The organism is Pseudomonas sp. GW456-E7, from assembly GCF_059424105.1.
This window is the reverse complement of record NZ_JBWKZB010000005.1, coordinates 114,541-138,588: the sequence shown is the minus strand read 5'-3', so window position 1 is coordinate 138,588 and position 24,048 is coordinate 114,541. Positions and strand designations below refer to the sequence as shown.

Below are 24,048 nucleotides of genomic sequence, written 5' to 3'. Positions count from 1 at the left end.
AACGCTGGTCAAATTAGTGGCAAATAGCTATAACTCAACTCATGGCCAAAGGGCTTTCCCGCACCTGGCGTTTTGAGTTGCGTTTTATGTCGTTGCACGCCGTGCGCCCCAAGATCCTGGGTTTTATCAGCGAAGATGCCTCGGCCTGGCTGGTCGCGCTGCTGGTTTTGTTGATCGGCGGGGTGCTCACCGGGTTGCTGGCGTGGTCGACGCTGAATCTGTTTCACCATCAATTGCGGCAACGCTTCCAACTGCTGGCCAGTGAGCGTTACAGCCGTATCGAAGAACGTTTCGAAGATCAGGAGCAGCGCCTCGACGGCCTGCGCCGGTTTTTCGCCAATTCCGGCTCGGTGTCCCGAGCGGAATTCGACGGCTACACCCAACCTTTGCTGCTGCGAACCCAGGCGTATTCGTATGCCCAGCGGGTCACTCGTGACGAGCGGGCGGCGTTCGAGCGACGGGTGCGAGACGAGGGCTTGAACAGCTTCACCCTGAGAGAACTCAACGCCGACGGCCAATTGCAACTGGCCGGCGAGCGCGATGAGTACGTGGCGGTGCTGTATAGCCAGACGCAAAGCAAACTCGGTTCCCCCCTCGGCTACGACTTGCTGGCCCAGCCGCTGCGGCGTGCCACGCTCGAACGGGCCGATCAGCATGGCGGCATGGCGGTGTCGCAACCGATGCATCTGGTGAGTATCGAACCGGCTTACGCGCGCGGCGTGCTGCTGGTCGCGCCGCTCACGCGGCGCACCGGACAGGACCTCACAGCCACGAAACCCTACGGGTATGTGATGGCCGTGATCAGCATGCGCCAATTGCTGGCGGACGGACTGCCGGAAGCGAGTCGCGACTATCTCTCGGTACGCATCCTCGATTTGTCCACCGAGGACCAGCACGAAGTGCTGTTCGAGTCGCCCAACCCGCCAGCCGTCAGCGAGCTGTCGGCCACGCGCCTGTTGCGCATGGCCGACCATGACTATCAGGTCGATATCCAGCCCAGCGATGCGTTCGTGCAGGCCAACCATTCCTCCGTGACCAGTCTGGTCGTGTTGGGCGGATTGCTCAGCCTGATGCTCAGTGCCTTGCTCTATGTGCTGGTCAGTCAGCGGCAGCGGGCGTTGAGACTGGTCGAGCAGCGTACCCAGGAGCTGCGCGATCGGGAACAGGAGCTGCGTGGCACCCATGGTCAGTTGCGTGGCGTGCTGAATGCCGCCACCCAGGTCGCGATCATCGCCACCGACCTGCGCGGCGTCATCAGCACCTTCAACGCCGGTGCCGAGCAGATGCTCGGCTATAGCAGCGCCGAAGTGGTCGGCCATATGACCCTGGAGAACCTGCACCTGCCCAGGGAGCTGGCCGGTCGTTCGGTCGAGTTGAGCGCGCGCTATGGCAAGCCGGTGCCGACCTGCCAGGCGATGCTGGTCGAAGGCGACGTGGAGGGCGGTCACGAGGCGCGGGAGTGGACCCTGGTGCGCGGCGATGGCAGCCATCTGATGGTCAACATGCTCGCCACCCCGGTGCTCGACGAGCAAGGCCTGTGGGTCGGGCACCTGGCGGTGTGCATCGACATCACCGAACGCAAGCGGGTCCATGAAGCGCTCGCGGCGCGGGACCTGCTGTTGAAGAAACTCAGCGCCCACGTGCCCGGTGGCATCTACCAGTTCAAGATGGAGTTCGACGGGCGCTTCAGCGTGATCTATGCCAGCGATGGCATTCGCGATATCTACGAGCTGGAACCCGACGTGCTGCTGCTCAATGCCGAAGCGATCTTCACCCGGATTCACCCCCAGGACACGACCCGTGTCCGCGCCTCGATCCGCGCTTCGGCCGAAACCCTCAGCCCCTGGCGCGAGGAGTACCGCGTGCAACTGCCGCTACGCGGGGTGCGTTGGGTGCGCGGCGAAGCCACTCCGGAGGAGTTGCCCGGTGGCGGTGTGCTCTGGCACGGCTACATCTCGGACATTTCCGATATGAAGCGGGTGGAAGAAGAATTGCGCGCGTTGTCGGTCACCGATTCCCTGACCGGTATCCACAACCGGCGTTATTTCCAGGAACGCCTGACCACCGAAATGGCCCGGGTGGAGCGGGGCGGTGGGGATTTGTCGGTGATCATGCTCGACATCGACCATTTCAAGCGCATCAATGACCTGCATGGCCACGCCATCGGTGACCGGGTGTTGCAGGCAGTGTGCGAACGGATCGGCCACCGGCTGCGACGCACCGATGTGTTCTGCCGCCTGGGCGGCGAGGAGTTCATGGTGTTGTGCCCGGATATCGGCGGCGAACATGCCTTTGTGCTGGCCCAGCAACTGTGGCAGAGCTTGCGCAGTTCACCCATTGAAGGCGTCGGTACGGTCACCGCCAGTTTCGGGATTGCCAGTTGGCGCGCCGGGGAGGGCGCCGATGCCTTGCTGTTGCGCGCGGATTCGGGGGTTTATGCGGCGAAGCAGGCAGGAAGGGATAGGGTTGAGGCGGAAATGAACTAGGGGGGGCATGCAATTCCTGTGGGAGCGAGCTTGCTCGCGATGAGGCCATAACATTCAACATCATTGTTGACTGTCAGGCCGCCATCGCGAGCAATCGAGCGTCGACCGGCTGCTCCCACAGTGGATCTCTGCAGTTTCTCGATTCGGTTACAACACCGAAGCCGTCTGCGGCGCTTTCGGTTGGCGGTACAGGTCGAGCAGCACCTGATCGAGCACCGACGAGGCGCCGAACGGGGCCTTGTCGTTGAGGATCGCCACCACCGCCCAGGTGTTGCCGTTGACGTCGCGACTGAAGCCGGCAATCGCCCGTACGGTGTTCAGCGTGCCGGTCTTGACGTGGGCTTCGCCGCGCATCGCCGTGGTCTTCAGGCGTTTGCGCATGGTGCCGTCGGTGCCGGCAATCGGCATCGAACTGATGTACTCGGCGGCATACGGGCTGTGCCACGCCGCTTCGAGCATCGAGGCCATTTCCCGGGCGCTGACGCGCTCGGCGCGGGACAGGCCGGAGCCGTTCTCCATCACCAGGTGCGGCGCGGTGATGCCCTTTTTCGCCAGCCACTGACGCACGACACGCTGGGCAGCCTTGGCGTCGTCACCATCGGCATCGGTACGGAAACGTTGGCCAAGGCTCAGGAACAACTGCTGGGCCATGGTGTTGTTACTGTACTTGTTGATGTCGCGGATGATTTCCGCCAGGTCCGGCGAGAACGCCCGGGCCAGAACCTTGGCGTCTTTAGGGGTTGGCGCCAGCACATCCCTGCCCTGGATGCTGCCACCCAGTTCCTTCCAGATCGCGCGGACGGCGCCGGCGGTGTAGGTCGCGTGGTCGAGCAGCGACAGGTAAGTCTGCGAGCTGCAGCCTTCACCCAATTGACCGCCGACGGTAACGGTCACGGTGCCATCGGCTTGCGCCACCGGGTTGTAACGCACGCCACCGGTGCATTGCTTGGAATTGAGGGCCTTGACCTGGTTGTCGATGCGGATGCTCGCAATCGGCGGCTCCACCGAGACCAGTACCTTGCCCGAGTCATTGCGCGCAACGAAGCGCAGCGCCTTGAGGTTGACCAGCAGCGAGTCGGGCTTGACCAGGAACGGCTTGTTCTCGTCGTTGCCGTCGTCATTGAACTCCGGCAGTTGCGGTTGCACGAAGAAGGTTTTATCCAGCACCAGGTCGCCGGTGACCTGGGTGACACCGTTGGCACGCAGGTCGCGCATCAGCAGCCAGAGTTTTTCCATGTTCAGCTTCGGATCGCCGCCACCCTTGAGGTAGAGGTTGCCGTTGAGGATGCCACCGCTAAGGGTGCCGTCGGTATAGAACTCGGTTTTCCACTGGTGGTTCGGGCCGAGCATTTCCAGGGCCGCGTAGGTAGTGACCAGTTTCATGGTCGACGCCGGGTTGACCGACACGTCGGCGTTGAACACCGTCGGGTTGCCGGGGCCGGTGAGCGGGATCATCACCAGCGACAGGGCGTTGTCCTGCAACTTGCTGGCTTTCAGGGCTTTTTCAACGTTGGGCGACAGCGCAGTATTGACCGGAGCTGCAGAAACGGGGAGGGCCAGGGGGAGAAGAAAACCGGCCAACAGCAATGGACGCAAAGACTTGATCATCTGAAATAAAACCCTACAGCCGAGGGGAAAAAAGATGAGGGCATGAAGATAAATTCCCTCAATGGTCATGAAAGTGTCGGCATTATGCCCCAAGGTGCCACGACTTGTGCCGTGCGAGGGCTGTTCGATGGGCTATTTTTTTACCGACGGTAGGCGTGATGGCCCAGAGAGTCAGGCAATCGGCGGCTTAAACTGCTAAAGTGCCGCCCGTTATTACTTAAGAGGATTGTTCCAATGGCGACTAACCGTTCCCAGCGTCTGCGCAAAAAACTGTGCGTCGATGAATTTCAAGAGCTGGGTTTCGAACTGAACCTGGATTTCAAAGAAGATTTGGCTGATGAAGCCATTGATGCTTTCCTCGATGCGTTCCTCAAAGAAGCCATGGAAGCCAACGGCCTGGGTTATGTTGGCGGCGACGACTACGGTCTGGTGTGCCTGCAGAAGCGTGGCTCGGTCAGCGCTGAACAGCGCGCTGCCGTTGAAGCCTGGCTCAAAGGCCGCACCGAGCTGACCAGCGTTGAAGTCAGCCCGCTGCTGGACGTCTGGTACCCGGAAAAGCCGATCAATCCGGTAGCTTGATGTTCTGAAAAAAAACGGCGACCCAAGGGTCGCCGTTTTTTTTGCCTTTTTTTTGTAGGAGCGAGCTTGCTCGCGATGAACCTGAGAACACCGCGGGGTGTCAGGCTTCCAGCGTTATCGTTGACGACCATCGCGAGCAGGCTCGCTCCCACAGTTCAGAATCAACAACGTCACCACCCCCGCGACAATCCCCCAGAACGCCGAACCGATGGAAAACAGCGTCAGCCCCGATGCCGTGACCATGAAGGTGATGAGCGCCGCTTCACGTTCCTTCACTTCGCTCATGGCGATGCTCAACCCGTTGATGATCGAGCCGAACAGCGCCAGTGCGGCAATCGACAGCACCAGTTCCTTGGGCAGTGCGGCAAACAATGCCGCGAGCGTCGCGCCGAACACGCCGGCGATCCCGTAGAAAATCCCGCACCAGACGGCGGCGGTGTAGCGTTTGTTGCGATCTTCATGGGCGTGCGGACCGGTGCAGATCGCCGCGCTGATCGCCGCCAGGTTGATCCCGTGAGAACCGAAGGGAGCCAGCAGCAAACTGGCGATGCCGGTGGTGGTGATCAGCGGCGAGGCTGGCACGGTGTAGCCATCGGCGCGCAATACGGCGATGCCGGGCATGTTCTGTGAGGTCATGGCGACGACAAACAGCGGGATGCCGATGCTGATGGTCGCGGCCAGGGAGAACTGCGGTGTGGTCCAGACCGGCGTGGCGACCTCCAGGTGGAAACCGCTGAAGTCCAGCAGCCCCATGAAACCTGACAATGCCGTGCCGATCACCAAGGCTGCCAGCACCGCATAGCGCGGCGACAGGCGCTTGACCAGCAGATAAGTGACAAACATCCCCAGTACCAGGGCCGTGCGGTGCTGCGCGGCGACGAAAATCTCGCTGCCGATCTTGAACAGGATCCCTGCCAGCAGGGCGGCGGCCAGGGAGGCCGGGATTTTTTTCACCAGCCGTTCGAAGCTGCCGGTCAGCCCGCAAATCGTCACCAGCACTGCGCAAGTCATATAGGCACCAATGGCTTCGCCGTAGCTCACGCCGCCCAGGCTGGTGATCAGCAGCGCGGCACCGGGGGTCGACCAGGCAATGGTGATCGGCGTGCGATAGCGCAGGGACAGGCCGATGGAGCACACCGCCATGCCGATGGAGATCGCCCAGATCCACGAAGAAATCTGCCCGCTGCTCAGGCCCGCCGCTTGCCCGGCCTGGAACATCAGCACCAGGGAGCTGGTGTAGCCGGTCATCATGGCGATGAATCCGGCGACGACGGCCGAGGGCGAGGTGTCGGCCAGCGGCCGGATTTGCGTGTGGGTGGCGTCGTTCATGACGGTGGTGTTCCTTTTACAGATGAAAATGTCCGCTGCAACACTGAACCCTGTGGGAGCGAGCTTGCTCGCGATAGCGGTGGATCAGCCAACAGAAATGCTGAATGTGACGCCGTCATCGCGAGCAAGCTCGCTCCCACAGGGAGTGCATCACAAAAGGCGGATTCTGCGTTAAAGCCTAAACTCAAAAGTAATCAGGCGTTGCGATACAGCCGAGGCAACATTCAGCCGTACAGTCGTGTTGCCACCGTCCATTGTGTACAATCGCAGTGTTTTTTACGCGATACTTGCCAGCGACCCACTGTGCCGTATTACAGTCACGGTCAATTCGCCGCAGTTCTTCCGACTCGAGTGCCCATGAACGAACAGTTGCAACCCCTAAAGAAACAACCGCGAGCAGGCAAAGCCGGCCGCAGCGGTACCCAGGACGATATTGTCTACGCGCATATCTTCGAGGCCATCCTCGAGCAGCGCCTGGCGCCCGGCACCAAGTTGAGCGAAGAAGCGCTGGGGGAAATTTTCGGGGTCAGCCGTACCATCATTCGCCGCGCCCTGTCGCGCCTGGCCCATGAAGGCGTGGTGCTGTTGCGTCCGAATCGCGGCGCCGTGGTTGCCAGCCCGAGTGTCGAAGAGGCGCGCCAGGTGTTCATGGCCCGGCGTCTGGTCGAGCGCGCGATCACCGAGCTGGCCGTGCAGCACGCCACCGCCGAGCAGATCGCCGAATTGCGCCAGATGGTCAACGACGAACGCGACAGCTTTTCCCGTGGCGACCGGGGTGCCGGCATCCGCCTGTCGGGCGAATTCCACCTGAAACTGGCTGAAGCGGCGAAAAACGCCCCGTTGATCAGCTTCCAGCGCAGCCTGGTGTCCCAGACGTCGCTGATCATCGCCCAGTACGAAAGCGGCAACCGCTCCCACTGTTCCTACGACGAGCACACCCAGTTGATCGACGCCATCGAGAAGCGCGACGCTGAACTGGCGGTGAACCTGATGATGCATCACATGGATCACATCGACAGCAAGCTCAACCTCGACGAGGAAAGTGCTTCGGATGACCTGCATGCGGTGTTCTCGCATTTGCTGCAGACCAAGAAGCCTGGGCGATCGCCGGCGAAAATCTGATAGACCGCGTCGCTGCTTTCGCGAGCAGGCTCGCTCCCACAGGGTTTTGTGTTGAATACATAAGCCAGGATCACTGAAGATTCATTGTGGGAGCGAGCCTGCTCGCGAAGGCGGTGTGACAGGCAATAAAAATCCCCCGGGCTGAAAAGCGGCGGGGGATTTTTTATGCCCGAAGAAATTTAGCGCTGATGCACCAGATTGCCTGCCGCATAGGTCTGCAGCACCGTCCGGTCATCCCCCAGCGTCATCAACACAAACAACGTCTCGGCGATGTTATTGGCCTGCTTCAGGCGATAGCCCAGCAGCGGCGTGGCGTTGTAGTCCAGCACCAGGAAGTCGGCGTCGGTACCCGGTTGCAGGGTGCCGATCTTGTCTTCCAGGCGCAGTGCACGAGCGCCGCCGAGGGTGGCCAGGTACAGCGACTTGAACGGGCTCAGGCGCGCACCTTGCAGCTGCATCACCTTGTAGGCTTCGTTAAGGGTTTGCAGCAGCGAGAAACTGGTGCCACCGCCGACATCGGTGCCGATGCCGACATTGAGCTTGTGCTTCTCGGCCATCGGCAGGTTGAACAGGCCGCTGCCGAGGAAGAAGTTCGAGGTCGGGCAGAACGAGATGGCCGAACCGGTTTCTGCCAGTCGCGCGCACTCGTCATCGCACAGGTGCACACCGTGGGCGAATACCGAGCGTTCGCCGAGCAACTGGTAGTGATCGTAGACGTCCAGGTAGCCTTTGCGCTCGGGGAACAGCTCCTTGACCCACTCGATTTCCTTGAGGTTTTCGCTGATGTGGGTCTGCATGTACAGATCCGGGTATTCGGTCAGCAACTGGCCGGCCAGGGTCAACTGTTCCGGGGTGCTGGTCGGTGCGAAGCGTGGGGTGACGGCGTAGTGCAGGCGACCCTTGCCGTGCCAGCGCTCGATCAGCGCCTTGCTGTCGACGTAGCTGGATTCGGCGGTGTCGGTCAGGTAGTCCGGGGCGTTGCGGTCCATCATCACCTTGCCGGCGATCATCCGCAGGTCGAGCTGCTCGGCCGCTTCGAAGAACGAGTTCACCGATTGCGGGTGCACGCTGCCGAACACCAGCGCGGTGGTGGTGCCGTTGCGCAGCAGTTCCTTGATGAAAATGTCCGCGACCTGGTCAGCGTGGGCCTTGTCGGCGAACTGGCTTTCGCACGGGAAGGTGTAGGTGTTGAGCCAGTCCAGCAATTGCTCGCCATAGGCGCCGACCATGCCGGTTTGCGGCAGGTGGATGTGGGTATCGATGAAGCCGGGGGTGATCAGCGCATCCTGATAGTGGGTGATCTCGATATCCGCCGCCAGGGTCGGCAGCAATTCGCTGGCGTGGCCCAGGGCGCTGATCTGGCCGTTATCCACAACCAGCAAGCCGTCTTCGAAATACTCGTAGGAGGCTTCGATACCGACTTCGGCTGGGTCGGCGATGCTGTGCAGGATGGCGGCGCGGTAAGCTTTGCGAGTCAGAGGCATGAGATTCTCAGTTCGAGGCTTTCAAGTTTGCGGTTTGGCTGCGGCGTGACGCGGGCAGCAGTTTGGCAATCGGTTCGGCGCTGGAGGTCTGCTGGCCGAAGTTCGCGTTATAGGTGGCGATGATTTCGCCGGCGATGGAGATGGCGATTTCCACAGGCAACTTGCCTTTGACTTCGCCGATGCCCATCGGGCAGCGCATGCGTTGCACGACGCTGTTGTCGAAACCGCGGTCGCGCAGGCGATGTTCGAACTTCACGCGCTTGGTCTTCGAACCGATCAGGCCGAAGTAGGCGAAGTCGTTGCGCTTGAGGATCGCGGCGGTCAGTTCGAGGTCGAGCTGGTGGTTGTGGGTCATGACGATGCAATAGCTGCCGGCGGGCAGGTCATCGATTTCATCCACCGGCTCTTCGCTGACGATCTTGCGCACACCGTGGGGGATCTGTTCGGGGAATTCATCTTCCCGCGAGTCGATCCAGCGTACCCGGCAAGGCAGGCTGGCCAGCAGCGGCACCAGGGCGCGACCGACGTGGCCGGCACCGAACACGGCGATCTGCGCCTGCACCTGGCCCATCGGTTCGAACAACAGAACGGTGGCACCGCCGCAGCACTGGCCGAGGCTGGCGCCGAGGCTGAAACGCTCCAGATGGGTGTCCTGCTTGCCGCTGGCCAGCATCTCGCGGGCGATCTTCATGGCCTTGTATTCCAGGTGCCCGCCACCGATGGTGTCGAAGGCCTGGTTCGCGCTGATGACCATTTTCGAGCCAGCGTTGCGCGGCGTGGAGCCGAGCTCTTCGATGATGGTCACCAGAACGCAGGGTTCACCCCGGTTTTGCAGGTCGGCGAGGGCGTCGATCCAGTTGTACATGTTTCACCTCAACATCTCTGTTGTCTGTACCGGCCTCTTCGCGAGCAAGCCCGCTCCCACATTTGGAATGCATTTCAATGTGGGAGCGGGCTTGCTCGCGAAGGCCGCACCTCGGTCTTAGAGCGAAGCCAACTCGGTCTCCGCCTCGACAGCCTTCGCCGCCTTCAACTGGCGCATCTGCTCACAGCCCCACAACACCCGCTCCGGAGTCGCCGGTGCGTCGATCTTCGGTTGATGTTTGTAGTCGCCCAGGCTCGCCACGGCGTCCTTGATCGCACACCACGAAGCGATGCCGAGCATGAACGGCGGCTCGCCCACGGCCTTGGAATGGAACACCGTGTCTTCCGGGTTCTTGCGGTTCTCCACCAGCTTCACCCGCAGGTCCAGCGGCATGTCCGCCACGGCCGGGATCTTGTAGCTGGCCGGGCCGTTGGTCATCAGCTTGCCCTTGTTGTTCCACACCAGTTCTTCCATGGTCAGCCAGCCCATGCCCTGGATGAAACCGCCCTCGACCTGGCCGATGTCGATGGCCGGGTTCAGCGAGGCGCCGACGTCGTGGAGGATGTCGGTGCGCAGCATCTTGTATTCGCCGGTCAGGGTGTCGACCAGCACTTCGCAGCACGCCGCGCCAAAGGCGAAGTAGTAGAACGGCCGGCCACGGGCCTGGCTGCGGTCGTAGTAGATTTTCGGGGTCTTGTAGAACCCTGTGCTCGACAGCGAGACCTGGGCGAAGTACGCCTGCTGGATCAACGCTTCGAAGGTCAGGATGTGATCGCGGACCCGCACGTGGCCGTTGTGGAACTCCACGTCTTCTTCGCTGACCTTGTACTGGCGCGCGGCAAATTCCACCAGGCGCTGCTTGATGGTTTCGGCGGCGTTCTGCGCAGCCTTGCCGTTCAGGTCGGCACCGCTGGACGCGGCGGTCGGCGAGGTGTTCGGCACCTTGTCGGTGTTGGTCGCGGTGATCTGTACGCGGTCCATTTCCACCTGGAACACTTCAGCCACCACCTGCGCGACCTTGGTGTTCAAGCCCTGGCCCATTTCGGTGCCGCCGTGGTTCAGGTGGATGCTGCCGTCGGTGTAGACATGCACCAGGGCACCGGCCTGGTTGAGGAAGCTGGCGGTGAAGGAAATACCGAATTTCACCGGGGTCAGCGCCAGGCCTTTTTTCAGGATCGGACTGTTGGCGTTGTAGCGACGGATCGCCTCGCGACGCTCGGCGTACTGGCTGCTTTCTTCCAGTTCGGCGGTCATCTCCTCGAGCATGTTGTGCTCGACGGTCTGGTAGTAGTGGGTGACGTTGCGCTCGGTCTTGCCGTAGTAGTTGGCCTTGCGCACGGCCAAAGGATCGAGGGCCAGATGGCGGGAGATGGCGTCCATCACTTCTTCGATGGCGACCATGCCTTGCGGGCCGCCGAAGCCACGGTAAGCGGTGTTCGACGCGGTGTTGGTCTTGCAGCGGTGACCGTTGATGGTCGCATCGCCCAGGTAGTACGAGTTGTCCGAGTGGAACATCGCGCGGTCGACGATCGACGCCGACAGGTCAGGCGAGCAACCGCAGTTGCCGGCCAGTTCCAGGTTGATGCCGTGCAGGCGGCCGGTGCTGTCGAAGCCGACGTCGTACTCGACATAGAAGGGGTGACGCTTGCCGGTCATCAGCATGTCTTCGACCCGCGGCAGGCGCATCTTGGTCGGTTGGCCGGTGAGGTGCGCGATCACCGCGCACAGGCACGCCGGGCTGGCCGCCTGGGTTTCCTTGCCACCGAAACCGCCGCCCATGCGGCGCATGTCGACGACGATCTTGTTCATCGACACGTCCAGGACTTCGGCCACCAGCTTCTGCACTTCGGTGGGGTTCTGCGTGGAGCAGTAGACGATCATGCCGCCGTCTTCGGTCGGCATCACCGAAGAGATCTGGGTTTCCAGGTAGAAGTGTTCCTGACCGCCGATGTGCAGGGTGCCCTGGATGCGGTGCTCGGCAGTGGCCAGCGCCGTGGCCGAATCGCCGCGTTGGTGGGTGTGGCTGTCGAGTACGAAGTGGCGCTTGCGCAGGGCTTCGACCACGTCCAGCACAGGTTCAAGGTCTTCGTATTCGATGATCGCGGCCATCGCCGCCTTGCGCGCGGTTTCCAGGTCTTTCGCTGCGACGGCGACCACCGGTTGACCGACGAACTGCACGGTGTCGATGGCCAGCAGCGGATCGCCCGGCAGCAACGGACCGATGTCCTTCAGGCCCGGCACGTCTTCGTGGGTGATGGCGATGCGCACGCCTTCGAAGGCATAGCAGGGCGAGGTGTCGATGCTGATGATGCGGGCGTGGGCACGGTCCGACATGCGCGCATAAACGTGCAACTGGTTGGGGAATTCCAGGCGATCGTCGATGTACTGCGCTTCACCGGCCACATGCTTGGCGGCGCTGTCGTGCTTGACGGCGCGGCCGACACCGGTGGTCAGGTCCTTGGCGAACAGTTCAGCCAGTTCGGCTTGGGTCTTCTCTACGGCGTGATGATTAGACATAAGCGGTCACCCGGGTCTCGATGTGCGGTGTTTGCAGTTCGATGAAGTATTTGCGCAGCAGGTTTTGCGCGCTGAGCAGGCGATATTCCTTGCTGGCACGGAAATCCGAGAGCGGCGTGAAGTCTTCGCCCAGGGCAGCGCAGGCGCGTTCAACGGTGGCGTTATTGAATGGCGAGCCGAGCAACGCGGCTTCGCAGGCAGCGGCGCGTTTCGGGATCGCGGCCATGCCGCCGAAGGCGACGCGGGCCTCGGCGACCACGCCGTTTTCCAGGCGAATGTTGAAGGCCGCGCACACTGCCGAGATGTCATCGTCCAGGCGCTTGGAGACCTTGTAGGCGCGGAACAGTTTTTCGACGCTGGCGCGGGGCACGATGATCTTCTCGATGAACTCGCTTTCCTGGCGCGCCGTGACGCGGTAGTCGATGAAGTAGTCTTCCAGCGCCAGGGTGCGACGGGTTTCGCCTTTGCACAGGACGATTTGCGCGCCGAGGGCGATCAACAGGGGCGGCGAGTCACCAATCGGCGAGGCGTTGCCGATGTTGCCGCCCAGGGTGCCCTGGTTGCGGATCTGCAGGGACGCGAAACGATGCAGCAATTCACCGAAGTCCGGGTACTCGGCGTTCAGGGCTTCGTAGCAATCGGAAAGGGCGGTGGCGGCGCCGATTTCCAGGCGATCGTCAAAGCGGTCGATGCGTTTCATCTCGGCGACATTGCCGACGTAGATCATCACCGGCAGGGTGCGGTGGAACTGCGTGACTTCCAGCGCCAGGTCGGTGCCGCCGGCCAGCAGGCGGGCCTGTGGATAAGCGTCGTAGAGGTCGGCCAGGTCGGCCACGGTCAGCGGCACCAGGCAGCGTTTGTCGCCGCTGTTGAGTTCGCCGATATCGGTCGGGGCAATGGCTTTGAGGCGCGCGATGGTATCGGCCTCGCGGGCGTCGAACTGGTCCGGCTGCTTGCCGCAGCAGGACTGCTCGGCGGCTTCCAGGATCGGCCGGTAGCCGGTGCAGCGGCAGAGATTGCCGGCCAGTGCTTCGTGGGCCTTGGCATGATCCGGTGCATCGCTGTTCTTTTGCAGGGCAAACAGCGACATCACGAAGCCTGGGGTGCAGAAGCCGCATTGCGAGCCGTGGCACTCGACCATGGCTTTCTGCACGCTGTGCAGCTCACCCTTGTGCTTGAGGTCTTCAACGCTGATCAGTTGCTTGCCGTGCAGGGACGACACGAAGGTCAGGCACGAGTTGAGGCTGCGATAGCGAATGTGTTCGCGGCCGTCGTCATCGGTCTGCAATTCGCCGACGACCACTGTGCAGGCGCCGCAGTCACCGCTGGCGCAGCCTTCTTTGGTGCCGGGTTTGCCCACATGGTCGCGCAGATAATTGAGCACGGTCAGGTTCGGGTCCAGGGCGTGCTCGCTACGGAGTTCCTGGTTTAGTAAAAACTGGATCACGGAAGGCCTCGCAGACTCATTATTGTTGTTAACCGATAGGAACCGAATTTAGCAGGTCTGACTTTTCGGTCAATGATTTTCTGACTTAAAGGTCAGGAAATTGCATTTTGTCGATCAACCCCTTGTTCCTTAATTATTGTCGTTGGTTCGATAGCCTGCTTTTTTGCTTGAATCGTGCCAAAAACCTCCGGGCGGGCACTCCGCCCTGACGCAGCAATTGCGCTACACTGCGCCGCTTGTACAGATCAAAGAGTTTGAAGGACAACCATGACGTTCAAGGCGCCGGACAGCCTCGCCGAGCAAATCGCTCACCACCTCGCCGAACGCATCATTCGCGGCGAAATGAAGCCCGGGGAGCGCATCCAGGAACAGAAGGTCACGCTGGCCCTCAATGTCAGCCGCGGTTCGGTCCGCGAGGCCTTGCTGATCCTCGAGCGTCGCCACCTGATCGCGATCCTGCCGCGACGTGGCGCCCACGTCACCGAGCTCACGCCGCACAAGGTGCAGAGCCTGTGCACGCTGATGAGCGAGATGTACATCCTGCTGGCCAACGCCGTGGCCAGCGGCTGGAAAGTCCAGGCCGACCTGGCGCCGTTCGTGCAGATCCAGCAGCGCCTGAATGCCAGCTACGAGCGCCAGGACATCCACACCTTCGTCGACGACAGTTTCAACGTGATGCGCGCCACCTACGGGTTTGCCAACAACCCGTACTTGCAGGAAACCGTCGAGAATCTGCAGCCGGCCATGAGCCGTGCCTATTTCCTTGCCCTGGACCAGCGCAAGGCGTCGATGAGCGAATACCTGGAACTGTTCGAACGCCTGCTCGCGGCCGTGATCGCCCGTGACTTTGCGCAGATCCGCACCGTGCTGACCGCGTATGGCCAGCGCAGTTGCGATCTGGTGATCTCCGCCCTGACGGACGCCTGAGGGTGCGGCTCAAGTGCATCAAGCTGGCGGGGTTCAAGTCCTTCGTCGACCCGACCACGGTGAACTTCCCCAGCAACATGGCGGCGGTGGTCGGGCCCAATGGCTGCGGCAAATCGAACATCATCGACGCCGTTCGCTGGGTAATGGGGGAGAGTTCGGCGAAGAACCTCCGTGGCGAGTCGATGACCGACGTCATCTTCAACGGCTCCACCAGCCGCAAGCCGGTGAGCCAGGCGAGCATTGAACTGGTGTTCGATAACTCCGACGGCACCCTGCTCGGCGAATACGCCGCCTACGCGGAAATTTCCATTCGCCGCAAAGTGACGCGCGACAGCCAGACCACCTATTACCTCAACGGCACCAAGTGCCGGCGTCGTGACATCACCGACATCTTCCTCGGCACCGGCCTTGGCCCGCGCAGCTACTCGATCATCGAGCAGGGGATGATCTCCAAACTCATCGAGTCCAAGCCCGAAGACCTGCGCAACTTCATCGAAGAAGCGGCGGGCATCTCCAAGTACAAGGAGCGCCGGCGCGAGACCGAAAACCGCATCCGTCGTACCCACGAGAACCTGGAGCGTCTGACCGACCTGCGCGAAGAGTTGACGCGTCAGCTCGAGCGCTTGCATCGCCAGGCCGAGGCCGCCAAGAAGTACCAGGAATACAAGGGCGAGGAGCGCCAACTCAAGGCGCAACTGTCGGCCCTGCGCTGGCAGGCGTTGAACGATCAGGTCGGCCAGCGTGAAGCGATCATCGGCAACCAGGAGGTTTCCTTCGAAGCCCTGGTGGCCGAACAGCGTAATGCCGACGCGAGCATCGAGCGCCTGCGTGATGGGCACCACGACCTGTCGGAACGCTTCAATCTGGTGCAAGGGCGCTTCTACTCGGTCGGCGGTGACATTGCCCGGGTCGAGCAGAGCATCCAGCACGGCCAGCAACGCTTGCGGCAATTGCAGGACGACCTGAAGGAAGCCGAGCGCGCGCGCCTCGAAACCGAATCCCACCTCGGCCATGACCGCACGCTGCTGCTGACCCTGGGCGAAGAGCTGGACATGCTGACCCCGGAACAGGAAGTCACCAGCGCCGCCGCCGAAGAGGCCGCCGCCGCGCTGGAAGAATCCGAAACCACCATGCATGGCTGGCAGGAGCAGTGGGATACGTTCAACCTCACCGCCGCCGAACCGCGCCGTCAGGCCGAAGTGCAGCAATCGCGGATCCAGCAACTGGAAACCAGCCTGGAGCGCCTGGCCGATCGTCAAAAGCGTCTGGGCGAAGAGCGCGCCTTGCTCTCGGCCGACCCGGAAGACGCGGCGATCATGGAGCTCAGCGAGCAGCTCGCCGAGTCCGAGGCGACCCTCGAAGATTTGCAGACCAGTGAAGAGGCTCAGGTCGAAAAGCTCGAGCAACTGCGCCAGCAATTACAGCAAACGTTGACGGCGCAACAACAGGCCCAGGGCGATTTGCAGCGGCTCAACGGTCGACTGGCTTCGCTCGAAGCCTTGCAGCAAGCCGCGCTCGATCCGGGCACCGGCACCGCTGAATGGCTGCGCGAACAGAACCTGGCGGATCGCCCGCGCCTGGCCGAAGGCCTGAAGGTCGAGGCCGGTTGGGAGCTGGCGGTGGAAACCGTGCTCGGCGCCGACCTGCAGGCGGTGCTGGTGGATGATTTCAACGATTTCGATTTGTCGGGCTTTGCCCAGGGCGACTTGCGCTTGCTCAGCCCGGCCGGCGATGGCGTACGGGTGCCGGGCAGCCTGCTGGACAAGGTCGAGGCGCAGATCGATCTGTCGCCATGGCTGGGGCAGGTCAAGCCGGTGGACAGCCTTGAGCAGGCCCTGGCCTTGCGCGGGCAATTGGCTGCCGGGCAGAGCCTGATCAGCCGTGACGGTTACTGGGTCGGTCGGCATTTCCTGCGCGTGCGTCGGGCCAGTGAAGCGGAAAGCGGTGTACTTGCCCGTGGTCAGGAAATCCAGCAATTGGGCCTTGAGCGCGAAGAGCGCGAAGCCGCCGTCGAAACCCTGGAAACCCAATTGCAGAATCTCAGGGCGCAACAGCGTCAGCAGGAAAACGGCCGCGAGCATTTGCGCCGTTTGCTGCAAGACGAAGCCCGCCAGCAAGGTGAATTGAAAGCCCAGCTGTCGGCCGGAAAAGCCAAGGCCGAGCAATTGACCCTGCGCCGCACCCGCCTCGACGAAGAGCTCACCGAACTGGATGAGCAGCGCGCGCTGGAGCACGAAAACATCGGTGAAGCCCGTCTGCAACTGCAGGAAGCCCTCGACAGCATGGCGCTGGACACCGAGCAGCGCGAGCTGTTACTGGCCCAGCGCGACAGCTTGCGCGAGCGCCTGGATCGGGTGCGGCAGGAAGCACGGCAACACAAGGATCATGCCCATCAGTTGGCGGTGCGCCTGGGTTCGCTCAAGGCGCAGCACGACTCGACTCGCCAGGCGCTGGAGCGTCTGGAGATGCAGTCCGAACGCCTGACCGAAAAGCGCGAACAACTGAGCCTCAACCTGGAGGAGGGCGAAGCACCCCTGGAAGAGCTGCGCCTGAAACTCGAGGAGTTGCTCGACAAGCGCATGACCGTCGACGAAGAGCTCAAGACCGCGCAGATCGCCCTCGAAGACGCCGATCGCGAACTGCGCGACGCCGAGAAGCGCCGCAGCCAGGCCGAACAGCAATCCCAGTTGATTCGCAGCCAGCTCGAAACCCAGCGCATGGAATGGCAAGCCCTGACCGTGCGCCGCAAGACTTTGCAGGACCAGTTGCTGGAAGACGGCTACGATCTCCACGGCGTACTCGCGACATTGACCGCCGAGGCCAGCGAGAAGGAGGCCGAGGAAGAACTCGAGCGCATCGCCGCGAGGATCCAGCGTCTGGGCGCGATCAACCTGGCGGCCATCGATGAGTACCAGCAACAATCGGAGCGTAAACGTTATCTGGATGCCCAGGACGCCGATCTGGTGGAAGCGCTTGAAACCCTTGAGAACGTGATTCGCAAGATCGACAAGGAAACCCGCAACCGCTTCAAGGATACCTTTGATCAGATCAATGGCGGTTTACAGGCGCTTTTCCCAAAAGTTTTCGGTGGAGGTCGCGCGTATTTGGAACTGACGGGCGAAGATCTACTCGATACAGGGGTGACAATCATGGCGCAGCCGCCTGGAAAGAAGAACAGCACCATCCATTTGCTCTCCGGTGGCGAAAAAGCCCTGACCGCATTGGCCCTGGTTTTTGCGATCTTCAAGTTGAATCCGGCGCCGTTCTGCATGCTCGATGAAGTTGACGCGCCACTGGATGACGCTAACGTTGGACGCTACGCAAAATTGGTTAAAGAAATGTCGCAGTCAGTGCAGTTCATCTATATCACCCACAACAAGATCGCCATGGAAATGGCCGATCAACTGATGGGTGTGACGATGCACGAACCCGGTTGTTCACGTCTGGTGGCAGTGGATGTCGAGGAGGCGATGGCGATGGTGGATGCCTGAGTCGTGGTTGCAGGAAGGCGTGTTTATGGGTTGTAGGACTCTTTTCCTCGCTTCGACTTGCTGGCCAATCGACATATTCGCGCTAGCCAAGGTGGTAGACGGTGTAAAGTTGCCTTTGGTCGTGCTAGTTTAATGTCAATTTTTCGTATACGTGGGCAAAACGCCTGTCAGAACATAGAGTTGGCGCCACGTTTTAAAGCGGTTTACAGGTTGTAAACCCCTTATTTTTCAGCATTTTTTATAGAGGCACGGGATTACATGGAAATCGGTCTGCGCGAGTGGCTGATCGTCATCGGCATTATTGTCATTGCCGGTATTCTTTTTGATGGCTGGCGCCGTATGCGCGGCGGCAAGGGAAAACTGAAATTCCGCCTTGACCGAAGTCTGTCCAATCTGCCGGACGAGGACAGCAGCGCCGAGCTGCTGGGCCCGCCGCGCGTGCTGGACACGCATAAAGAGCCGCAACTGGACGAGCAGGACCTGCCGTCGGTGAGCATGCCGGCCCGCGAGCCTCGTGAATCGGGCTCCAAGCGCGGCAAGCGTGGCCACAGCGAGCCTTCCCAGGGCGACATGAACCTCAGTCTGGATCTGGATGGCGGCCCGAGCTTCAGCAGCCGCGACGACGATTTCCCGGATGACACCAAGTCCTCGCCAGCGCACGGCGAAAAAGATCAGCCGCAAGCTGAAGAAGTGCTGGTGATCAGCGTGATCTGCCGCGACGCTGCCGGCTTCAAGGGCCCGGCGCTGTTGCAGAACATTCTGGAAAGCGGCCTGCGTTTCGGCGAGATGGATATTTTCCACCGTCACGAAAGCATGGCGGGTAACGGTGAGGTGCTGTTCTCCATGGCCAACGCCGTCAAGCCGGGCGTATTCGACCTGGACGACATCGACCACTTCAGCACCCCGGCGGTGAGCTTCTTCCTGGGCCTGCCAGGCCCTCGCCATCCGAAGCAAGCTTTCGACGTGATGGTGGCCGCGGCGCGTAAGTTGTCCCAGGAGCTCAACGGCGAACTGAAGGACGACCAGCGCAGCGTACTGACTGCCCAGACGATCGAGCATTACCGTCAGCGCATCGTAGAGTTCGAACGCCGCGCCCTGACCCAGAAGCGCTAAATCAAACGGAGCTCTCTATGTCAGGAGAGCGTTTGTGGCGAGGGGGTTTACCCCCGTTGGGCTGCGAAGCGGCCCCAAAACCAGCCAACCCGTTGTGTCAGATAAAATACGAACACTGGATCTACGACTGCTTCGCAGCCGAACGGGGGCAAGCCCCCTCGCCACAAATGCAGCCCCTTGCCGGGCCGAAATATGAAAATTGAGCAGCCTCGGCTGCTCTTTTGCTTTACGAGAGAACACCCATGACCGCCGCCAAAAACCGTATTTTAGAGCTGCGCGCTGAGCTGGATCAGCATAACTATCGCTATCACGTGCTCGACGAGCCGAGCATTCCGGACGCCGAATACGACCGCTTGTTCAACGAGCTCAAGGCGCTGGAAGCGGCCAATCCCGAGCTGATCACCAGCGACTCGCCCACCCAGCGAGTGGGCAGCGCGGCGCTGTCGGCGTTTACCCAGGTGCGTCACGAAGTGCCGATGCTCAGCCTCGGCAACGCCTTCGAAGAAACCGACATGCGTGAGTTCGACCGCCGGGTGACTGAAGGCCTGGATTTGCCGGCGGGTGACCTGTTCGGTGGCGGCGCAACAGTCGAATACAGCTGCGAGCCCAAGCTCGACGGCCTGGCCGTCAGCCTGTTGTACCAGGATGGCGTCCTGGTGCGCGGTGCCACGCGGGGCGACGGTACGACGGGCGAAGACATCAGCGTCAACGTACGCACCGTGCGTAACATTCCGCTCAAGCTGCACGGTACTGGCTGGCCGGCGACCCTGGAAGTGCGCGGCGAAGTGTTCATGTCCAAGGCCGGTTTCGAACGGCTCAACGCCACGCAACTGGAAGTCGGCGGCAAGACGTTCGCCAACCCGCGCAACGCAGCGGCGGGCAGTTTGCGTCAGCTGGATTCGAAGATCACCGCCAACCGTCCACTGGAATTCTGCTGCTACGGCATCGGCCAGGTGTCGGCGGACATTGCCGATACGCACATCGGCAATTTGCAGCAACTCAAGGCCTGGGGCATGCCGATCAGTCATGAGCTGAAACTGGCGCAGGGTATCGCCGAGTGCCTGGATTACTACCGCGACATCGGTGAGCGGCGCAACGCGCTGCCCTATGAAATCGACGGCGTGGTGTTCAAGGTCAACAGCATCGCCTCCCAGCGCGAACTGGGTTTTCGCGCCCGTGAGCCGCGTTGGGCCATCGCCCACAAGTTCCCGGCCATGGAAGAGCTCACCGAACTGCTCGATGTAGAGTTCCAGGTCGGCCGCACCGGTGCGGTAACACCGGTGGCACGGCTGAAGCCGGTCAAGGTCGCAGGCGTCACGGTGGCCAACGCCACACTGCACAACATGGATGAAGTCGCACGCCTGGGCCTGATGATCGGCGATACGGTGATCATTCGCCGCGCCGGTGACGTGATTCCGCAAGTAGTGCAAGTGGTCATGGAGCGTCGTCCGGAAAACGCCCGGCCGGTGCAGATTCCGGAGAAGTGCCCGGTGTGTGGCTCCCATGTCGAGCGCACACAACTGATCAAGCGCAGCAAGGGTCGCGAGACGATCAGCGAAGGCGCGGTGTACCGCTGCGTCGGTCGCCTGGCCTGTGGCGCGCAACTCAAGCAGGCCATCATTCACTTCGTCTCCCGTCGTGCCATGGATATCGAAGGCCTGGGCGAGAAGAGCGTCGAGCAACTGGTCGACGAAGGCCTGGTGAGTTCGCCGGCCGATCTGTACGCCCTGACGTTCGAGCAGATCGTCGATCTGGAAGGCTTTGCCGAACTGTCGAGCAAGAACCTGCTCGGCGCCATCGAAGACAGCAAGAAGCCGGGCCTGGCGCGGTTTATCTACGCCCTCGGGATTCCCGATGTCGGCGAAGAGACGGCCAAGGTGCTGGCCCGCTCCCTGGGGTCGCTGGAGCGGGTGCAGCAGGCTTTGCCGCAGGTGCTGACCTACTTGCCGGATGTCGGGCTGGAAGTCGCGCATGAGATCCACAGCTTCTTTGAAGACGCACATAACCAGCAGGTGATTGCTGAACTGCTCAAGCATGGTTTGCAGATCCAGGATCAGGGCGAGTTGGGCGCCGAGTTTTCGGCAAGCACCACGCTGGGCGGTTTCCTCGACAAACTGCATATTCCATCGGTCGGTCCGGGCGGGGCGCAGAAACTGGCGGACAAGTTCGGCTCGCTGCAGGCGGTGATCGGTGCTGACTGGCTGGATATGCGTCAGGCTCTGCCGGAGAAACAGGCCAATTCGGTGCGCGAGTTCTTCGCGCTCGAAGAGAATCGCCAATTGGCCGAGGCGGCCGAGAAGCAACTGGCTGAATTCGGCATGCACTGGCAGAGCGAGAAGAAGGTCGTCGAAGGCTTGCCGCTCGCCGGGCAGACCTGGGTGCTGACCGGCTCGCTGGAGCTGATGAGCCGCGATGTGGCCAAGGACAAACTCGAAAGCCTGGGGGCCAAGGTCGCCGGCTCCGTGTCGGCCAAGACCCATTGCGTGGTCGCAGGGCCGGGCGCCGGTTCGAAGTTGACCAAGGCCAATGAGCTGGGGTTGAAGGTGCTGGATGAAGAGGCGTTTGTGGTATTCCTGAAAGAGCACGGCGTCCCGGTCTGAACAAAAGATCGCAGCCTCCGGCAGCTCCTACACCGATCTCTGTAGGAGCTGCCGAAGGCTGCGATCTTTTTACAGGCACCTCAACTTCAACTGGAACGATCCAGGCACAAGAATGATCTAGTCTCTGCAAGCCCCAGGGAGAGATCGCCATGCACCCTTTCTTCGAGCAGCTCAGCTCGCGCATCGCTGCACCGTTCATGGGCGAAAGCTCGCGCAACAGCAAGGTGTGGCCCTGTCGTTGCGGGCAGTCGCTGTTCTTCCGCAACAGCCAGTGCCTGGCGTGTTCAGCGGCCCTCGGGTATCAACCTGAGCAAAGTCGTTTATCTTCCCTGCAACCGGGCGAGCGCCCCGACACCTGGTGGCTCGACGCCGATCCGCAGGCGGGCGCGTTCCGCCGCTGCGCCAATCTCGACTCTCCGGCTGCGTGCAACTGGCTGCTTCCAGCCAATCACCACGAATCCTTGTGCATGGCCTGTAGCTTGAATCGCACGATTCCCGACCTGTCAATCACGGAAAACCACGAGCGCTGGCGCAAAGTGGAAACCGCCAAGCGGCGTCTGGTCGCGCAACTGGTCAGCCTGGGGTTGCGGGTGATTCCCAAGGCAGTCGATGAGGAGACTGGCCTTGCCTTCGATTTCATTGGTGTCGACCTTGAAGGCAAGCCGCCGACCACGGGCCACGCCAACGGCCTGATCACCCTGGATATCAAGGAGGCCGACGACGCGCACCGCGAGCAGGTGCGGGTGCAAATGCACGAACCCTATCGCACCTTGCTCGGGCATTTTCGTCACGAAGTCGGGCATTACTACTGGGACCGATTGATCGCCTGCAGCCATTGGCTTGAGCCTTTTCGCGGCTTGTTTGGCGATGAACGCGCGAGCTACGCCGATGCCCTCGAACGGCATTATCAGCAGGGCGCGCCGCTCGACTGGCAGCAGCACTGTGTCAGCGCCTACGCGACCATGCACCCGTGGGAAGACTGGGCGGAAACCTGGGCGCATTACCTGCACATGATGGACGCCGTGGACACCGCGCTGGGGTTTGGCATGAGCGCCCGGGAAATGGACTTCGATTATCAGCCGTTTCCGCCCGAAACCCTCTACGATCCGCAGCATCCCGGCGGCACGGCTTTCCTGTCGTTCGTCAACGCCTGGATCGAACTGGCCGGCATGCTCAACGAGCTGTCACGCAGCATGGGGCAGCCGGATTTCTACCCCTTCGTCCTGCCGCCTGCTGTCGTTGCCAAGCTGCATTTCGTTCACCTGGTGATTCAGCAGGCGGGCGGCAGGGCGGACGCGGTGCTTGAGGCGCAATAGCAAGTGCTTGAAGCCCCTCATGTTTTTTATCCGAAACCAACGGTTGTAACTTCGCCTCAGATAGGTACAATGGCGCGGCTCGCCGACAGGTGAGCGTCGTTATGGTGACCCTATCGGTCCCCCCGCAACGATCAGCCGTGAACCCGGTCAGGCCTGGAAGGGAGCAGCCGCAGCGGTGACATTGTGTGCCGGGGTGTGGCTGGTAGGGTTACCACCTTAACGCCACGCGAGTGTTCTCTCGCGTCATCTTCTTCAATACAGACTTTCGCTAGCTGCCAGGATCTTCTCCGGGGCGGTTTTTCGTCGTTTGCGCTTTATCCACAGGCGCCGGCTCGCCACCGATATACAGCCGAACAATTTCATCGATCTCCCCGGACATCTTCATCCGCGCCAGGGTGCGCAGAATGCTCTGCACCGGGACCTGTGGGTCGTTGCGAACGTAGCAACCGAGACTGTTTTCCTGCAGCACCGCCACGCTTTGCAGTTGCTGCTCCGGCAGCAGGCGGTGATTGAACCAGTCCAGGCTCCATTGATTGCTGACGGCATAGCGATTGCGGCCGGCCAGGAGTTTTTCCAGCACTTGTTCCTGATTGCGTGCATCGTCGCGCTGCAGTTGGCCGATGTCGAACAGCGGCTGCAGGGTCGGGTAGCTGTAGCCCAGCACGGTGCCAATGGGCTGTTGCGGCAAGTCGGCGGGTTTGACTGGGTCGGGCGGCGCATGCCGGGTGATCAACACGTCAGGTTGAGTGAAGAGCGGGATGCTCCAGAGATATTCGTCAGATTGCTCGGGCAGCCACGATTGCGCGGCATAACAGCGGACATCGACCTCGCCTTGCTCCATGGCGTCTTGTATGCGCCTGCGGGGCAATACGTGGAATTCGGCCGGTACGCCGACCTGGGTCGCGAGGCTGAGCATCATGTCATACAGGATGCCCTGGGTCGGTTTGCCCCGTTCAAGTTGCACCATGGGCATGCTCCAGCTGTCGGTTATCACGAAGCGCAGCGGTGCTGGCGCCGCTGCGCTGTCCAGGCTGATCAACAGCAATGTCCCCAAGGCCAACCGCATAAACACTCCGTTAAATGCCCCCGATGTGCAGCTTAGCCACAATACACGAGCGCACCGGATGCAATTTGTGCCTTGCTCCGCTAGCATTAGCCGCTTCT

The 24,048-nt window shown here is 61.5% G+C and carries 15 protein-coding genes and 1 other RNA gene; 9 read left to right on the top strand and 7 right to left on the bottom strand.

What is annotated here, in order from left to right:
- Positions 1-86: 86 nt before the first annotated feature.
- Positions 87-2,486 (top strand): sensor domain-containing diguanylate cyclase, encoded by a 2,400-nt coding sequence (locus AC07YV_RS05900; RefSeq protein WP_494990268.1) that lies wholly within the window; start codon positions 87-89, stop codon positions 2,484-2,486.
- 147 nt (positions 2,487-2,633) lie between these two features.
- Here the strand turns inward: AC07YV_RS05900 and dacB are convergent, their stop codons facing one another.
- Complete coding sequence (gene dacB, locus AC07YV_RS05895) at positions 2,634-4,094, bottom strand: D-alanyl-D-alanine carboxypeptidase/D-alanyl-D-alanine endopeptidase (RefSeq protein WP_102698777.1); 1,461 nt, start codon at positions 4,092-4,094, stop codon at positions 2,634-2,636.
- 234 nt (positions 4,095-4,328) lie between these two features.
- On the opposite strand from dacB, the gene AC07YV_RS05890 reads away from it, so the two are divergent.
- Positions 4,329-4,673, top strand: a complete 345-nt coding sequence (locus AC07YV_RS05890; protein WP_007971486.1) for a YggL family protein — start codon at positions 4,329-4,331, stop codon at positions 4,671-4,673.
- 114 nt (positions 4,674-4,787) lie between these two features.
- On the opposite strand, the gene AC07YV_RS05885 is transcribed toward AC07YV_RS05890, so the two are convergent.
- The gene (locus tag AC07YV_RS05885) at positions 4,788-6,002 is read right to left on the bottom strand and encodes a benzoate/H(+) symporter BenE family transporter (RefSeq protein ID WP_102698776.1); all 1,215 of its coding nucleotides are present in this window, start codon (positions 6,000-6,002) and stop codon (positions 4,788-4,790) included.
- Between the two features lie 357 nt (positions 6,003-6,359).
- Here AC07YV_RS05885 and AC07YV_RS05880 point away from each other — a divergent pair, with 357 nt between their 5' ends.
- Entirely contained in the window at positions 6,360-7,124 is a 765-nt protein-coding gene (locus AC07YV_RS05880) for a GntR family transcriptional regulator (protein WP_007971481.1), read from the top strand.
- A gap of 179 nt (positions 7,125-7,303) precedes the next feature.
- On the opposite strand, the gene guaD is transcribed toward AC07YV_RS05880, so the two are convergent.
- The 4 genes from guaD to xdhA form a co-directional block, all read right to left on the bottom strand.
- Positions 7,304-8,608: a guanine deaminase gene (gene guaD, locus AC07YV_RS05875; RefSeq protein ID WP_102698775.1), complete on the bottom strand. Its 1,305-nt coding sequence runs from the start codon at positions 8,606-8,608 to the stop codon at positions 7,304-7,306.
- Positions 8,609-8,615: 7 nt separating this feature from the next.
- Entirely contained in the window at positions 8,616-9,473 is an 858-nt protein-coding gene (gene xdhC, locus AC07YV_RS05870; RefSeq protein WP_102698774.1) for a xanthine dehydrogenase accessory protein XdhC, read from the bottom strand.
- A 117-nt stretch (positions 9,474-9,590) separates the two neighbouring features.
- Positions 9,591-11,990, bottom strand: coding sequence for a xanthine dehydrogenase molybdopterin binding subunit (gene xdhB, locus AC07YV_RS05865; protein ID WP_102698773.1), 2,400 nt, complete (start codon positions 11,988-11,990; stop codon positions 9,591-9,593).
- Positions 11,983-13,437, bottom strand: a complete 1,455-nt coding sequence (gene xdhA, locus AC07YV_RS05860; RefSeq protein WP_102698772.1) for a xanthine dehydrogenase small subunit — start codon at positions 13,435-13,437, stop codon at positions 11,983-11,985. Before xdhA ends, xdhB begins: the two co-directional genes overlap by 8 nt.
- 267 nt (positions 13,438-13,704) lie before the next feature.
- On the opposite strand from xdhA, the gene AC07YV_RS05855 reads away from it, so the two are divergent.
- The 6 genes from AC07YV_RS05855 to ffs all read left to right on the top strand — a co-directional run bounded on the left by AC07YV_RS05855 (position 13,705) and on the right by ffs (position 23,092).
- Entirely contained in the window at positions 13,705-14,364 is a 660-nt protein-coding gene (locus AC07YV_RS05855; protein WP_102698771.1) for a GntR family transcriptional regulator, read from the top strand.
- Positions 14,365-14,366: 2 nt separating this feature from the next.
- Positions 14,367-17,855 (top strand): chromosome segregation protein SMC, encoded by a 3,489-nt coding sequence (smc, locus tag AC07YV_RS05850; RefSeq protein WP_102698770.1) that lies wholly within the window; start codon positions 14,367-14,369, stop codon positions 17,853-17,855.
- Positions 17,856-18,113: 258 nt separating this feature from the next.
- Positions 18,114-18,968: a cell division protein ZipA gene (gene zipA, locus AC07YV_RS05845; protein WP_102673249.1), complete on the top strand. Its 855-nt coding sequence runs from the start codon at positions 18,114-18,116 to the stop codon at positions 18,966-18,968.
- Between the two features lie 242 nt (positions 18,969-19,210).
- Positions 19,211-21,568, top strand: coding sequence for an NAD-dependent DNA ligase LigA (ligA, locus tag AC07YV_RS05840; protein WP_102698769.1), 2,358 nt, complete (start codon positions 19,211-19,213; stop codon positions 21,566-21,568).
- A gap of 149 nt (positions 21,569-21,717) precedes the next feature.
- The gene (locus AC07YV_RS05835; protein WP_102698768.1) at positions 21,718-22,884 is read left to right on the top strand and encodes a zinc-binding metallopeptidase family protein; all 1,167 of its coding nucleotides are present in this window, start codon (positions 21,718-21,720) and stop codon (positions 22,882-22,884) included.
- A gap of 111 nt (positions 22,885-22,995) precedes the next feature.
- An RNA gene (gene ffs / locus AC07YV_RS05830) (signal recognition particle sRNA small type) lies at positions 22,996-23,092 on the top strand.
- A 60-nt stretch (positions 23,093-23,152) separates the two neighbouring features.
- On the opposite strand, the gene AC07YV_RS05825 is transcribed toward ffs, so the two are convergent.
- Complete coding sequence (locus AC07YV_RS05825; RefSeq protein ID WP_102698767.1) at positions 23,153-23,950, bottom strand: substrate-binding periplasmic protein; 798 nt, start codon at positions 23,948-23,950, stop codon at positions 23,153-23,155.
- Positions 23,951-24,048: the final 98 nt, after the last annotated feature.